Genomic DNA, 13,342 nt, shown 5'->3' on the forward strand with positions numbered 1-13,342 from the left:
ACTATTTATGCATCAATTAATCTGTTTTATGAAGCTTTTTTTACCTAAACGCATAACCAGTAATAGCAAAGCCTTACTGGCATTGCGGTATATAGGGTTCGAGACGAAATAAGGCGAATAATTTTGCATAGGCTAAAAACTTAGCCTGAAGAGAGAGAAATGTTATAAAAAGTGATCGGCGTCAGAGGAGTAAGAGACGCGTAGCGCCCGAATTTAAACGCTTAACGAATGGGCTAACAGGTTTAACTGGCTTATTTAGACGGAGAAAGAGTCAAATTTAAACACTCAGCGTGCTAGGAAGTTAGCGAGAAGCTGGTGTCCTTGCTCTGTTTTAATCGACTCAGGGTGAAATTGCACCGCATCAATCGGCAAGGTTTTGTGTTGATAACCCATGATCTCATCCATGCTGCCATCTTCGAATTCCGTCCAAGACGTCAGTTCAAAGCAGTCAGGTAGCGTGCCATTTTTCACCACTAGAGAGTGGTAACGTGTCACGGTTAGAGGGTTATTGAGCCCTTGAAAAACGCTCTTGCCATTATGGCGGATTGGAGAGGTTTTACCGTGCATCACTTGTCTGGCTCGCACCACTTCACCACCAAACACTTGGGCAATAGCTTGATGGCCAAGACACACACCTAAGATAGGCAACTTACCCACGAAGTGTTCAATGACTTGCAGAGAGATTCCCGCATCATCAGGCGTACAAGGGCCTGGCGAGATAACAAGATGGCTAGGATTCAGCGCTTCGATACCCGCAATATCAATCTCATCGTTGCGCACAACTTTCACAGTGACCCCTAACTCACAGAAATACTGATACAAGTTATAGGTAAAAGAGTCGTAGTTATCGATGATAAGTAACATGGGTCGAAATCGTTTGCTAAATACTAAATGATTGGGGGATATAGGGGCGGTATTGTGCAATACCCATGGCGAAAGGCAAGTGGAAACTGCATTTCGCCAATAATTAAGGCCAACCTAAGTTGACCTTAATTGTTTACAGATAACTTTCAGTTACCTGAATCAGCTGGCTTGCATGGTTAACGATGTCGCTACTTGCGACGACGCCACATTGCTAAGCCAAACAATGACATCAGTGCACCGAAGCCAAATGAACCACCATCAGTATCGTCCGGTTTTGTAGGATCTGTCGGAGTTGTATCAGACGTCTCAACAGTCACTTCACGCTCAGAGCTGAACTTAACCGTTTCACCAGTAGAGTCAGTTAATTTTTCTTTCAGTAGGTACTGACCTTGATCTATTTCTTCGTCAAATTCAACGTTAACACTTCGAGCATCAATATCGGCTTGCCCCAAAGTCGCACTTGCAGAATAACCTTGAGCTTCTGAATTAGATGATGTTGCTTTAATTGAGCCTGTCAGAGTTAAGCTAACCGTTACAATATCATTCACGGCAGCATTTGGTGGTAAACGAACTTCAACTGCGAATTTCTCGCCTGAGCTAGGTAAATCAAGATCAGTGTCAGGGAAGTCTATAGCAATGATCACAGGATCATGGTCCGACGCTGAAAACGCGTCTTTGTACTTAGGCATATCACCGGTGTACTTACTGCTGTATTCAAACAAGTTACTTTCTAGTGAATTAATGTGCCAATCTTCAATAGCAACTACTTTCTGAGCCAAACTACTGCTCGCTAATGCATGATCCAAGTTACCTAACTCGCCAGAGTAAGTGTATGAAAAGGTATCAGCTCCGTGCAATACCGTATTCAAATTGTGGTAACCGTAACCTTGTTGGATTTGCGTTTTATCAACTTGAAGCTCGCCACCATCTAGCGTTGTGTAAGCAGCGGTGTAAATATCACGATCGTATGTATCTTTTGAGTAATCAGTTAAAGTTAACAAAGGATCTTCCATGCCGTAAGCATTCAGATCTCCCATTACTAACATATCACCTTTAATGTCTTTTAACGCTTCACCAACAACATGAGCAGCAGAAACCCGGAAGTTATTACAATTCCCTTGAAGATCCGTTGGCTCTGAATCGTCAACACCTGCAATCCACTCTTCGATACATTCAGAACCTTTCGACTTAAAGTGGTTAACTACAATCGAGAGATCTTCGCCCGTTTCTTGCACGATGAAGGTTTGCAACAAACTATGGCGCTGATATTTGTCATATGAAGGGTTACTCTCAGCACCTTCATTACGAGTGATAGTATTCTCCTCAATATGCTGCTCAGGAGTTACAATCACTTTAGCGGCTTGCTTAGGTGTCACGGCTTTCGCACGGTACAAGATAGCAACCATGATAGCGTCGCTACCAAAGTAATCGTCTTGATATTTGTCTTGTTCAGAAATCTCAACATAAGAGTAATGCTCATCAACATCATCAATCTCAGAATTCAATGCATTAGCCAAGTTATTCAATGCGCTATCGTCACCAAAACCGTTATTCTCGATTTCCATCAACCCTATGATATCTGCATCCATTTTGCTCATCGCTGCAACGATTTTCGCTTGTTGAACCAAAAATTCATCAAGATTAGTCGCTCCTCGATTTTGTCCAGTTGGATTATCATGACCACTGTCAGCAACAGAAGTAAAATAGTTTAGAACATTAAAACTTGCTACACGTAGATCAGACTCAGCAATAGCAGGTGCTGCTTTTCGAGTCACATCGAAGTTTTCACCTGACGTAACGAAATTGGTGTTATTTACCTCATTTGTTGCGATTAAACGGTATTCGTTGTAGCTATAGCTAACCACACCATGCAAACCCTCAACACGAGAGCCAAGGCGAATATGTTGTTCAGAAGAGCCATCTTGATCTGCATCTTGGCCAAATTCAGGGTAGTAAGGGATTTGACCGCTAGCCGCTTTACCATCGGATTCTAGGAACACACGGTTATCAGCGTTGTCTTTTGCTAGCTCAATGGCAGCTTCACTTTCCGCCGCGTGCAGCTGAGTAGGCTTAAGTAAAGGTGCTTGATATGACAACATCATATTGTTGCGCTTTGAGTCATAATCGTAAGAAAAGTTACGTGTGACAAATAAATCACTTGCTGAACTCAATTCAACTTGCATTCCTTCGTGGCGCTCCAGTGCATCACGTAGTGTTTCCCCTTCTTTAATAGTAAGTTTTGTAACAAGAGGAATTTCAGATGATCCCATCTTAGTGTAACTATTTGCATCAGAGGAAAGCTGGGTACTACTATAATACTCTTGGACTTTACCTTTAACACACACAACATCGCCTGGTCTTAAGTTTGTATCTGCGGCATCGGTATGAATAAATAATCCTTCGGAAGTCTTATCATTATTATCGTTCTCAATAGCCTGCAAATAAAAACCTTTGGTTAAACCAGTGGTTACGGCACTGACAACACCAGTTACAAAGTGGTCTTCTTCTGTAATGTATGGATAACCATCAATGAGTGGAGAGGAGCCTTCTTCACCCTGAATATCTTGAATGGTAGTGAAAGTAGGTTGTTGTCCGTCGACTTCACAAACAAACGGAACAGGTGGTTCAACGGTGTTTAAATTTCCAAGACCATCAATATTATCTTTCGCGAAAGCAGTCCATTGTGCAGCTTGGTAAATTGCAGAGGGTGTTAAGGCATCACTATTGCGAACTAAAGTTGTATCTTTACCAAAATCAACATCCCCCATAACACCAAGAATGTCGTGAACTTCGCCATCTTTAAGCAATGCTAATGGGTCATCACCATTGAAATTTGCAACGCTCTTATCTGTAAAATCGGCAATAGTTGTAATCGCATCGCTCGAGTCACCATGGGCAACAACATACACTTGGTTCGCCTGCAAAGTCACTGAGCTTAGGTCTATTTTACTGCCCCAATTGCCATCGCCATTCGAAGATTTAGCCAATTCATAACCTGTCAAGGTTACTGCTGCATCACCAGTATTCGCGATTTCTACCGCTTTATTATATGAACTTCCTTCAACATACTGGGTAAATATAATTTCAGCATTTACATTAGCACTGAGCGTGCTAGCAATCGTCAGTGCAAGTAAAGAGGGTTTAATTAACGTGTCCATTGTCGTACCTAATATTTATTTGAATACAAACTGAGCACAGAGCTCACCATTTGTGCTTACTATCAGGTTTATTTATGAAACAAATAAGAAAGGCCAACAAAAGCCGTGAAACCAATCACATGTGAATATTAAAAATTATGCCAGAGCAGCTCATTTAAACAATTTTTGTAACAAATATATCAATTAACTAAATCAAACCCATTAATTAGAGTTATTGCTCAGCTATATGTTTCTAGTTATGTTATGTAAATTGGTCAATAGAATAGATACTCAACCTTTTAAGCTCTGCACAAATGATGTGTACGCCACAAGCAACACTCCAAAGGTATCTCCTCGACAATGGACATAAAAAAAGCCCCACCAATGGTGGAGCTCTTAAAATCGGATTATCACCTTAACTAAGAGTTACGGGCGAGTAACAAAACCTACCGCTTCGTATGCTTTTTTCAGAGTCACTGCAGCACGCTCAGATGCTTTTTCAGCACCCGCTTTCATTACTGCATCCATGTAAGCACGATCAGCACGAATACGGTGGTATTCAGATTGAATCGGCTCAAGCATCTCAACCAACGCTGCGCCTACATCTTTCTTGAATGGACCGTACATTTCAACGCCTTGGTATTGCGCTTCAATCTCTTCAAACGTTTTACCCGTCGCCGCAGAGTACAGACCCATTAGGTTAGAGATACCCGCTTTGTTTTCCCAATCGTGAGCAATACGTGGTGGCGTTTCTGCATCCGTTTGCGCTTTGTTGATCTTCTTGATGATCGACTTAGGCTCTTCTAGCAGAGTAATTACGTTCTTACGGTTATCATCCGACTTAGACATTTTCTTAGTCGCATCTTGCAGGCTCATTACACGTGCATTCACTGTTGGAATGTAAGGTTCAGGCACTTGGAAGATTGGTGTTTCAGGGCCGTAGATGTTGTTAAAGCGATTTGCGATATCACGCGCTAGCTCTAGGTGTTGTTTCTGGTCGCTACCTACTGGCACTTGGTGAGCACCGTAAAGCAGGATGTCTGCAGCCATCAACACTGGGTAATCGTATAGGCCTACGTTTACGTCATTTGAGTGACGTGCAGACTTATCTTTAAACTGAGTCATACGGCTCAGTTCACCCATTTGTGTGTAACAGTTAAGAAGCCAACCAAGTTGAGCATGCTCTGGTACGTGTGACTGAACAAATAGCGTGCTCTTCTTTGGATCAACACCGACAGCAAGACAGATTGCTAATGCGTCTAGAGTCGCTTCATGCAGTGCTTTCGGGTCTTGGCGAACCGTAATTGCGTGAAGGTCTACAACACAGTATTGGCAATCGTAATCATCTTGCATCTGTTGCCATTGACGTAGAGCACCCAAGTAGTTACCGATACTTAGTTCACCAGATGGTTGAACACCACTCAATACGATGGGCTTGCTCATGGTTTTAATTCCTTTGCTTGTTCGCTAAGCTCGTTAACTTAGTTTCTTAACGTAGTATCTGAAAAACTTAGCTTCTTAACTTTAAAATAGAAAAGCCGCACAGCTCTTCTGTGCGGCTCATCCAGTGTACTCATTGACAAGTATTTTGCTAGTAGGTTCGCTAACTTTTGTCCGCTTTATGCTGAAACTAGAACGACATCTAGTAATTGCGCAATGTTGTCTGCGACATAGTCAGGGTTTGATACTGAAATCGGTTCGCCATGATTGTAGCCGTAAGTCAGACCAAACGAGTGACAGCCTGCATTCTTAGCGGCTTTGATGTCGTTACTTGAATCGCCAACCATCAGCATCTCGTCAGCCTTCACATTGTGCTTTTCTAGCAACCAATTCAGCGCCACTGGGTTCGGTTTTTTCTCTGGGAAAGAGTCGCCGCCCAACACATCAACAAAGTACTTATCGATACCATGCTGCGCCAGAACGTCTGGTACAAATTTCGATGGTTTGTTGGTCACAAGCGCCATAGTGAAACCTGCTTTGTCTAGCTCTGCTAGCGTCTCTTTAACTGATGGATAAAGGTGGCTTAGCTTATGGCCGCCCTGCTCGTAGAAATCATCAAACAGGATACGCGCTTTCTTTAGCAGCTCAGGCTCTAGGCTTGGATCTACCGTAAGATTGCGGCTCAGTGAGCGTCCGATAAGAACGTCAGCACCATTACCCACATAGTCGCGAACCTGTTCTTCGCTTACTGAAGAAAAACCCAGTTCCTGACAAGCTTGGTCAGCGGCGACAGCCAAATCAGGCACGCTATCTAACAAGGTTCCATCCAAATCAAAGGCGATCAGTTTTATTGAGCTTAATGACATCTTACTTTCCTATTTATAATTGTCGTCTTATGAGCTGAGCTATAAGACGTAAAAAAGGGGCCAATGAGCCCCTTAATCTAAATTTTTTGATTTTAGGTCAACAGACCTTAGTTCTACTTTTATGCGTTAACTTTTGCAAGCTCTGCACGCATCTCATCAATCACTTCTTTGTAGTCCGGTTGATTGAAGATAGCGGAACCTGCAACGAACATATCTGCGCCCGCTTCTGCGATTTCACGGATGTTATCAACCTTCACACCACCATCAATCTCAAGGCGGATATCACGGCCAGATTCGTCAATAAGTTTACGAACAGCGCGCAACTTATCAAGTGTGTGAGGAATGAAAGATTGACCGCCAAAACCTGGGTTCACTGACATCAGTAGAATCATGTCGACTTTGTCTAGGATGTAATCAAGGCAAGAAAGTGGCGTTGCTGGGTTAAGTACTACACCCGCTTTACAGCCGTGTTCTTTGATTAGCTGTAGAGTACGATCAACGTGCTCAGAGGCTTCAACATGGAAAGTAATCATTGATGCGCCGGCTTTAGCAAACTCTGGCACGATGCTATCTACAGGCTTAACCATTAGGTGAACATCGATAGGAGCTGTAATACCGTAGTCGCGCAGCGCTTTACAAATAGGTGCGCCAAAAGTCAGGTTAGGTACGTAGTGGTTGTCCATCACATCGAAGTGCACAACATCAGCACCGGCTGCGAGTACTTTCTCTACGTCTTCACCAAGACGAGCAAAATCTGCAGACAAAATCGATGGAGCAATTAGAAAATCTTTCATACCAAACCTCTTAAGAGTGAGTAAATTGCGAATATCACCGCCTTGGTGGCATCTCATATACAAATACAAGACTCAATTCCAAGACTATTTGGTGTGCAATTCTACCTAAGCACCTAAGCAGATCCTAGCAGTTCGAAAGATTAGTTTATGAAAGTACCCGCTGGTCACTCAATTTAATGAGTTCGAGGGTTATGTAGGCCGCTACAATTCTTCTGAAGCGTGTTGCTGGTTTTTCTCTTTATGAAAAAGTGCCAGTAACTCATCGACTTTATTGCGCCCTGCGCCATTACGGCTAATGGTGCGCTTCACCTTGACCACGTTCAGTTCCGCACCATGGTATAAACGGCGCGTTAAGGTGGTGTCATGGTTTGAGATCAAGACAGGGATGCCTCGTTCCATTGCCGCTCGTTCTGCAACATCAGCCAAGGCCGCTTGATCATCTAAGCTGAAGCCATTACCCGCATAAGAGGTAAAGTTAGCGGTGCTAGACAAGGGCGCATACGGAGGATCACAATAAACCACACAGCCTTTACGGGCGCGGCTAAAGGTCTCACTGTAGCCTTCACAAACAAACGTCGCTTTTTTCGCTTTCTCAGAGAAAAACTCAAGCTCAGCTTCTGGGAAGTAAGGTTTTTTGTAAGAACCAAACGGAACGTTAAAACCACCTTTCTTGTTGTATCGACACAGGCCATTGAAGCCGAATCGGTTCATATACAAGAAAGCAAGCGAACGATACATGACATTGTCGGTACCATTGAACTCAGCTCTAATATCTAAAAAGACTTCTTTGCGATTATTCTCAGGACAGAACCAGCGCTTCGCTTCAGAGATGTAGGTTTCAGGGTCAGTTTTAAGAAGGTTGTACAAGTTGATAAGATCGGGATTGATATCCGCAAGCAGGTACTGTTCAAAATCAGTATTCAGAAATACTGAGCCGGCACCGACAAAAGGTTCTACCAATTTTCGAGCAGGTGGCAGGTGACGTTGGATGTCTTCAACTAGGCCATATTTACCACCAGCCCATTTTAGAAAGGCACGCTGCTTTTTCATTTACTGCTCTATCTATCAACTCAAAAATAAGGCTGCGGAATGTAACATATTTTGAGGCTAAGCTCAGGGTTATTTCGCACGTTCTATCTCTCGATGCACTTGATTCATCGATTTTGCCCAAGGTTCCAACTGTTGAAGTGGTTTTGATAATGCACTTACCGCGTCTCGCGCCACTTGAATCGTCGGGTAATCTTGATAAGTGATGATAAACCACTTGGTGTCGTTACGAAGTGTTGGGTAAATACGAACCTTGTCTTCGACTTCATATTCTTCAATAAAAGACTGAACATCTTCTAATGACGTCATCGCGCTCAACTGTAAGGTATACGCACGTGGCGAGATAGCTTGTAACTCTTCGCGAGCAAATGAGAAGGTGATCTTTTTGGTCGGCGGTGTTGATTCCGTTAGGTCAGTATCTTCATCAACCGAAGCTTGTGACTCGTTTTTCGCAGCATCAGGTTGTGAGCTAACCTCTGCACCGGTGTTTTCTTCAATGGCAGCATCAATCGCACTGGTATCGGCACTTTTCGGCTTATCATCCAGCAACGCATCAACCACATCAGAGGTAATCACCACTCGCTGCTGCTCTTGTTTCACCTCGCCAACACTGGCTGTACCTTCCACCACAACAGGTGGTAAAGATGAACTGTCATCGTCAGCACCTTGGTAACTCATGTCAGTATCAGCTTCAGAATCAACTGAACCGTCGATTCCTGTTTGCTCTGTGCCACTTTCCACTTCAACCGTCGGGATAGCAGTCTGTTCTATCGGTGCAATGAGAGATTGCGCTTTATCATCAGGGGTTGGCTGACTGAACATCCACCAGTAACCGCCGCCGATAACAACCAACAACAACGCCACCACAATCGCGATATTGATAGGTGAACCAATGATTGAGCGAATAATAATCCTTTTTTCCACTTTCAATTCTCCTAAGGCCATTAACTCACCGGGCAAAGGTTGCGCTTTATTAAACGCACGTCGCACGCGAGCTTCAGACTCATCATCAACATATCGAATCACCAGTGATTCAAAGAAATGTTCAGCTTCGGGTTGGGATAGGTTATCGATTTCTAGATCGATAGGCTTGTGTTGTTGACCGTAACTCAGACGTGTTAACAGCGGGTCTAAATGGCCAGGTTCCGAGAAGAGAACGATATTGATCGTCCATTGAGGATTAGATTGAGCCTCAAGTACCAGCATCCATAGTTCGGATACCAAGAGCTCTGAGAGTCGGTGGGCATCATCGATAACGATAACCACATGACACGAATCTCCATCCAGTAACCGTGCAAGGCTATCTGATAAGGAGTCATGTTGATTAAAGAGTGGATCAGAAACGAGCTGACTAAGAATAAGAGCTCGGTGTTGCTGATCATCTTGGCTTGGGTGACAAAGCAGTAAACACTGATTCTTTTCTGTCGACCACGCTTCAAGATAACGCTGAGCTAACCATGAACGGCCAGAGCCAGTTTTACCCGCTACTGTGACAAGGTTTGAGCCAAAGTTAGTCAAAAGCTGTAAGCGTTCTAATAGCTCAACTTGAGATTCTAACTCTAATACTCTTAATTCATGAGCCAAACTCATTGGGGATCCCTACTGATAAGATCGATCAGTAAAACGCTTCAGTTGCCTAGGGGTTAGCTAGGCAACATCACAACCAAATTTAAAGAGTACGGCAGAAATCAATCGCTTGTTTAATGATGTCTTGAGGCACATCAGCGACCACTTCAGCAGTACCAATACTTGTTGGCAATACCAAACGTAACTGACCAGACAGCACTTTTTTATCGCGCATCATGTGCTTCATAAAGTCTTCAAAAGACATGCTTTCTGGCGTATGAATTGGCAGTTTCGCATTCTTGAGTATAGAAATAATTCGCTCAAGCTGCTGCTGAGAGATCAGTCCCTGTAATTGAGCCGTTTTGGCTGCCATTACAGTACCTGAAGACACAGCTTCGCCATGTAGCCAATTACCATAGCCTAGTTCTGCTTCAATCGCATGACCAAATGTATGACCTAGGTTCAATAACGCTCTGATTCCTGACTCTTTTTCATCGATAGCAACCACTTCAGCCTTAATTGCACAACAACGAGCAATTGCGGTGATCAGTGCTTGTTCATCAAGTTGATAAAGTTTCTCTAGATTCAGTTCCAACCAATCAAAGAAGGTTTCATCATAGATGATGCCGTATTTGATGACCTCAGCAATACCCGCTGCAAACTCACGCTCAGGAAGCGTTGATAAACAGTTTGTATCGATGATGACAGATTTTGGTTGATAGAAAGCGCCGATCATATTCTTGCCAAGGGGATGGTTCACTGCGGTTTTACCACCTACAGAAGAATCCACTTGAGAAAGAAGTGTCGTCGGGATCTGAATGAAATCAATACCGCGTTGGTAACAAGAGGCAGCAAAACCGACCAAATCACCGATAACACCACCACCTAAAGCAATCACCACCACATCGCGGCTGTAATTTCCTTCAAGCATGTAGCTCATCACTGAATTGAACGTTTCAAGTGTTTTGTACTGCTCACCGTCTGGCAACTCTAAAAGAGAAGTTTGACAGCCTACTTGATCCAATAGCGATAAAATTTTATCGGCATAAAGAGGCGCTACTGTCACATTACTGATAACAACAACTTTCTGTTTGCCTGATAAAAAAGAAAGGTACGCCGGGTCTTCAAATAACCCGGCGCCAATAGAGATAGGGTAGCTACGCTCAGCTAGATTGACCGTAATCCGTTCCATGGGTTTGCTCTCCGAAAAATGAACTTAACGTTCTTCTAGCATTTTTACGATCTGGTTGGCTACCACTTTTGCACTTTGGTCGTCAGTACGAACTGTGTAGTCCGCCACTTCGTCGTATAGTGCGTTGCGAGATACAGCTAGATCTTCTAGCACATCACGCGGGTTGTCTGTTTGAAGTAGAGGGCGTTTCTTGTCGCGGTTAGTGCGAGCAAGTTGCTTTTCAATTGTTGTCTCTAGGTATACAACAATGCCTCGTGCAGATAGACGGTTACGGTTTTCTTTGCTCAGTACTGAACCACCACCTGTCGCAAGAACAATACCTTGTTCTTCTGTCAGATCGTTGATTACAGATTCTTCGCGCTTACGGAAACCATCTTCGCCCTCAACATCAAAAACCCATGCGATGTCTGCGCCAGTGCGCTCTTCGATCACAGTGTCAGAGTCTAAAAACTCCATATGAAGTTGGGAAGCTAGGTGTCTACCAATTGTACTTTTGCCGGCGCCCATTGGGCCAACAAGAAAAATATTGCGTTTCTCAGCCATGTTTTTAGCAGTAATTTACAACGTTAATTCAATGACATCGCCACAAGGTAGGTCAGTACAAGTACTGAAATTAAAAGGCCCGTGGCACCGATTCCTCACAGATAATTCGTGATAAGACCCGAAATTATCAAGGTTAGGTGCCACTAATGCAACTTTATTTTTAATCTAATTGTTCATTACTGAATCACAACTTTAGGTGTAACAAAAATAAGTAGTTCACTTTTACCCACATTTTCATAGCTGCGACGGAACAATGCCCCCAAAACTGGCAGGTCTCCTAGCAGAGGAACTTTGTCGACTGTGCTGCTAACACTGTGTTGAAATATCCCACCAAGAACAACCGTTTCACCATTATTAACAAGCACTTGCGTCCCAATCCTTTGAGTATCGATTGCCACAGCCTCACCGGTTCCTGTTTTCACAACCTGCCCCGGTCTGTCCTGAGTGACACTCAAATCTAATACCAGACGATTATCAGGGGTTATCTGCGGTGTGACCTTAAGACTCAAGACCGCTTTTTTAAATGCGACCGAAGTTGCACCACTGGAAGAGGATTCTAAGTAAGGGATTTCAGTACCTTGCTCAATGTAAGCGGGCTTTTTATTGGTGGTGATTAAGCGTGGGCTAGAAATAATCTCAGCTTTTGATTCTTGTTGCAGTGCCGACAATTCAAGATCAAGCAAGGTATCTGAACCCAGCTTAGCCACCTGAAACGCAATGCTTGATGCATTAGGCGATGTCGCCCCTAGATTAACGTTGAGGTAATCGTCAATCGCACTATCCCCACCATTATCGTCATACGGCGCAATTTGTGATGGATGGTTACCTTCTATTGAGCCGCCAACTTTGAAGCTTCCGTTGGTCGAAGAAACACCCCAGCGCACCCCTAACTCATCAAGGTTACCCTCGGTCACAGTGACAATACGCGCCTCTATCTGTACTTGCTTCACGGGAATATCTAGCGATTCAATGATGCCTCGTATCACCGCAATGTTTTCTTCCAATTCACGAATGAGCAGTGAGTTAGTTCTCTCATCAATGGTAATCGAGCCGCGGTCAGACAGCATACTCACCGCCCCTTCCCCACCAATCATATCGGCGATGTCGGTCGCTTTAGCAAAGTTAATCTTGATGATTTCCGATTTAAGCTCGCCCAACTCTTCTTCCAAACGAGATTTTTCTAAGGCTTGCTGCTCTCGAAGGTCAAGTTCAGCTTTTGGCGCAACCAAGATGACATTGCCATCAACGCGCTTATCCAAGCCTTTAACTTGCAAGATAATGTCGAGAACTTGCTGCCAAGGTACGCCATCTAACCGCAAAGTGAGGTTCCCTGAAACCGAGTCAGACACCACGAGGTTGAAATCGTTATAATCGGCAATAAGCTGAAGAACATTACGAACAGGAATGTCTTGGAAGTTAATTGAGATGAGTTTGCCCTCTTTCTCCAACACACTCTTCTCAGCGGCGCTCTCTTTAACCAGCGGTTTACTCACGATGACTTCGATAAAGCGACCTTTTAGGTTGTACTCGTATTGGTAATCATCGGTGATCGTGGCTAACAGTCGGGTACTCGGCGTTTCTCTGAAGACCTCAACCCCTTCAACTAAGGTGGCAAAGTCTTTTACATCCAACAGATAGAGCTTGTCGTCATCAACCTTAGTATTGAGCAGTTCAATGCTCAGCCCTTCTTGAACTCTTTGAACATCGACCACCGCAGTGCTGGTTGCCAATTCAATAATGATGACCGCATCTTTGTTCTTGTTGACCCTGAAATCGATGTTGTCCAAATTATTGGGGGATGTCTCTGCGTAATTCATCACGCTAAAAAACAACATCATAGACAGCAGTGCACCCTGTAGCCCTTTGTTCATTATCTCGCTTATTCCTTTAATC

10 protein-coding genes are annotated in these 13,342 nt (G+C 43.8%); all 10 read right to left on the reverse strand.

Annotation, left to right across the window (positions count from 1 at the left end; genetic code table 11):
- Window positions 1-285: 285 nt before the first annotated feature.
- Window positions 286-864 (reverse strand): aminodeoxychorismate/anthranilate synthase component II, encoded by a 579-nt coding sequence (locus QUF19_RS15585; protein ID WP_009848915.1) that lies wholly within the window; start codon window positions 862-864, stop codon window positions 286-288.
- Window positions 865-1,052: 188 nt separating this feature from the next.
- Window positions 1,053-4,022, reverse strand: a complete 2,970-nt coding sequence (locus tag QUF19_RS15590; protein ID WP_286294854.1) for an ExeM/NucH family extracellular endonuclease — start codon at window positions 4,020-4,022, stop codon at window positions 1,053-1,055.
- A 405-nt stretch (window positions 4,023-4,427) separates the two neighbouring features.
- Entirely contained in the window at window positions 4,428-5,444 is a 1,017-nt protein-coding gene (trpS, locus tag QUF19_RS15595; RefSeq protein ID WP_017103608.1) for a tryptophan--tRNA ligase, read from the reverse strand.
- Window positions 5,445-5,620: 176 nt separating this feature from the next.
- The gene (locus QUF19_RS15600) at window positions 5,621-6,307 is read right to left on the reverse strand and encodes a phosphoglycolate phosphatase (protein ID WP_102438493.1); all 687 of its coding nucleotides are present in this window, start codon (window positions 6,305-6,307) and stop codon (window positions 5,621-5,623) included.
- A gap of 119 nt (window positions 6,308-6,426) precedes the next feature.
- The gene (gene rpe / locus QUF19_RS15605) at window positions 6,427-7,101 is read right to left on the reverse strand and encodes a ribulose-phosphate 3-epimerase (RefSeq protein ID WP_029222055.1); all 675 of its coding nucleotides are present in this window, start codon (window positions 7,099-7,101) and stop codon (window positions 6,427-6,429) included.
- A gap of 201 nt (window positions 7,102-7,302) precedes the next feature.
- Window positions 7,303-8,151, reverse strand: a complete 849-nt coding sequence (locus tag QUF19_RS15610; RefSeq protein WP_102438491.1) for a Dam family site-specific DNA-(adenine-N6)-methyltransferase — start codon at window positions 8,149-8,151, stop codon at window positions 7,303-7,305.
- A gap of 69 nt (window positions 8,152-8,220) precedes the next feature.
- The gene (locus QUF19_RS15615) at window positions 8,221-9,738 is read right to left on the reverse strand and encodes an SPOR domain-containing protein (RefSeq protein ID WP_286294855.1); all 1,518 of its coding nucleotides are present in this window, start codon (window positions 9,736-9,738) and stop codon (window positions 8,221-8,223) included.
- Window positions 9,739-9,817: 79 nt separating this feature from the next.
- Complete coding sequence (gene aroB, locus QUF19_RS15620) at window positions 9,818-10,906, reverse strand: 3-dehydroquinate synthase (protein WP_017104650.1); 1,089 nt, start codon at window positions 10,904-10,906, stop codon at window positions 9,818-9,820.
- 24 nt (window positions 10,907-10,930) lie between these two features.
- Entirely contained in the window at window positions 10,931-11,449 is a 519-nt protein-coding gene (gene aroK / locus QUF19_RS15625; RefSeq protein ID WP_004729664.1) for a shikimate kinase AroK, read from the reverse strand.
- A 176-nt stretch (window positions 11,450-11,625) separates the two neighbouring features.
- Window positions 11,626-13,320, reverse strand: a complete 1,695-nt coding sequence (locus QUF19_RS15630; RefSeq protein ID WP_286294856.1) for a type IV pilus secretin PilQ — start codon at window positions 13,318-13,320, stop codon at window positions 11,626-11,628.
- Window positions 13,321-13,342: the final 22 nt, after the last annotated feature.

The sequence above is a fragment of the Vibrio sp. FE10 genome (assembly GCF_030297155.1).
Lineage (GTDB): Bacteria > Pseudomonadota > Gammaproteobacteria > Enterobacterales > Vibrionaceae > Vibrio > Vibrio apostichopi.

Coding starts and splice junctions, on each gene's coding strand:
- QUF19_RS15585 (WP_009848915.1), bottom strand. CDS start 864: ATGTTACTTATCATCGATAACTACGACTCTTTTACCTATAACTTGTAT.
- QUF19_RS15590 (WP_286294854.1), bottom strand. CDS start 4,022: ATGGACACGTTAATTAAACCCTCTTTACTTGCACTGACGATTGCTAGC.
- trpS (WP_017103608.1), bottom strand. CDS start 5,444: ATGAGCAAGCCCATCGTATTGAGTGGTGTTCAACCATCTGGTGAACTA.
- QUF19_RS15600 (WP_102438493.1), bottom strand. CDS start 6,307: ATGTCATTAAGCTCAATAAAACTGATCGCCTTTGATTTGGATGGAACC.
- rpe (WP_029222055.1), bottom strand. CDS start 7,101: ATGAAAGATTTTCTAATTGCTCCATCGATTTTGTCTGCAGATTTTGCT.
- QUF19_RS15610 (WP_102438491.1), bottom strand. CDS start 8,151: ATGAAAAAGCAGCGTGCCTTTCTAAAATGGGCTGGTGGTAAATATGGC.
- QUF19_RS15615 (WP_286294855.1), bottom strand. CDS start 9,738: ATGAGTTTGGCTCATGAATTAAGAGTATTAGAGTTAGAATCTCAAGTT.
- aroB (WP_017104650.1), bottom strand. CDS start 10,906: ATGGAACGGATTACGGTCAATCTAGCTGAGCGTAGCTACCCTATCTCT.
- aroK (WP_004729664.1), bottom strand. CDS start 11,449: ATGGCTGAGAAACGCAATATTTTTCTTGTTGGCCCAATGGGCGCCGGC.
- QUF19_RS15630 (WP_286294856.1), bottom strand. CDS start 13,320: ATGAACAAAGGGCTACAGGGTGCACTGCTGTCTATGATGTTGTTTTTT.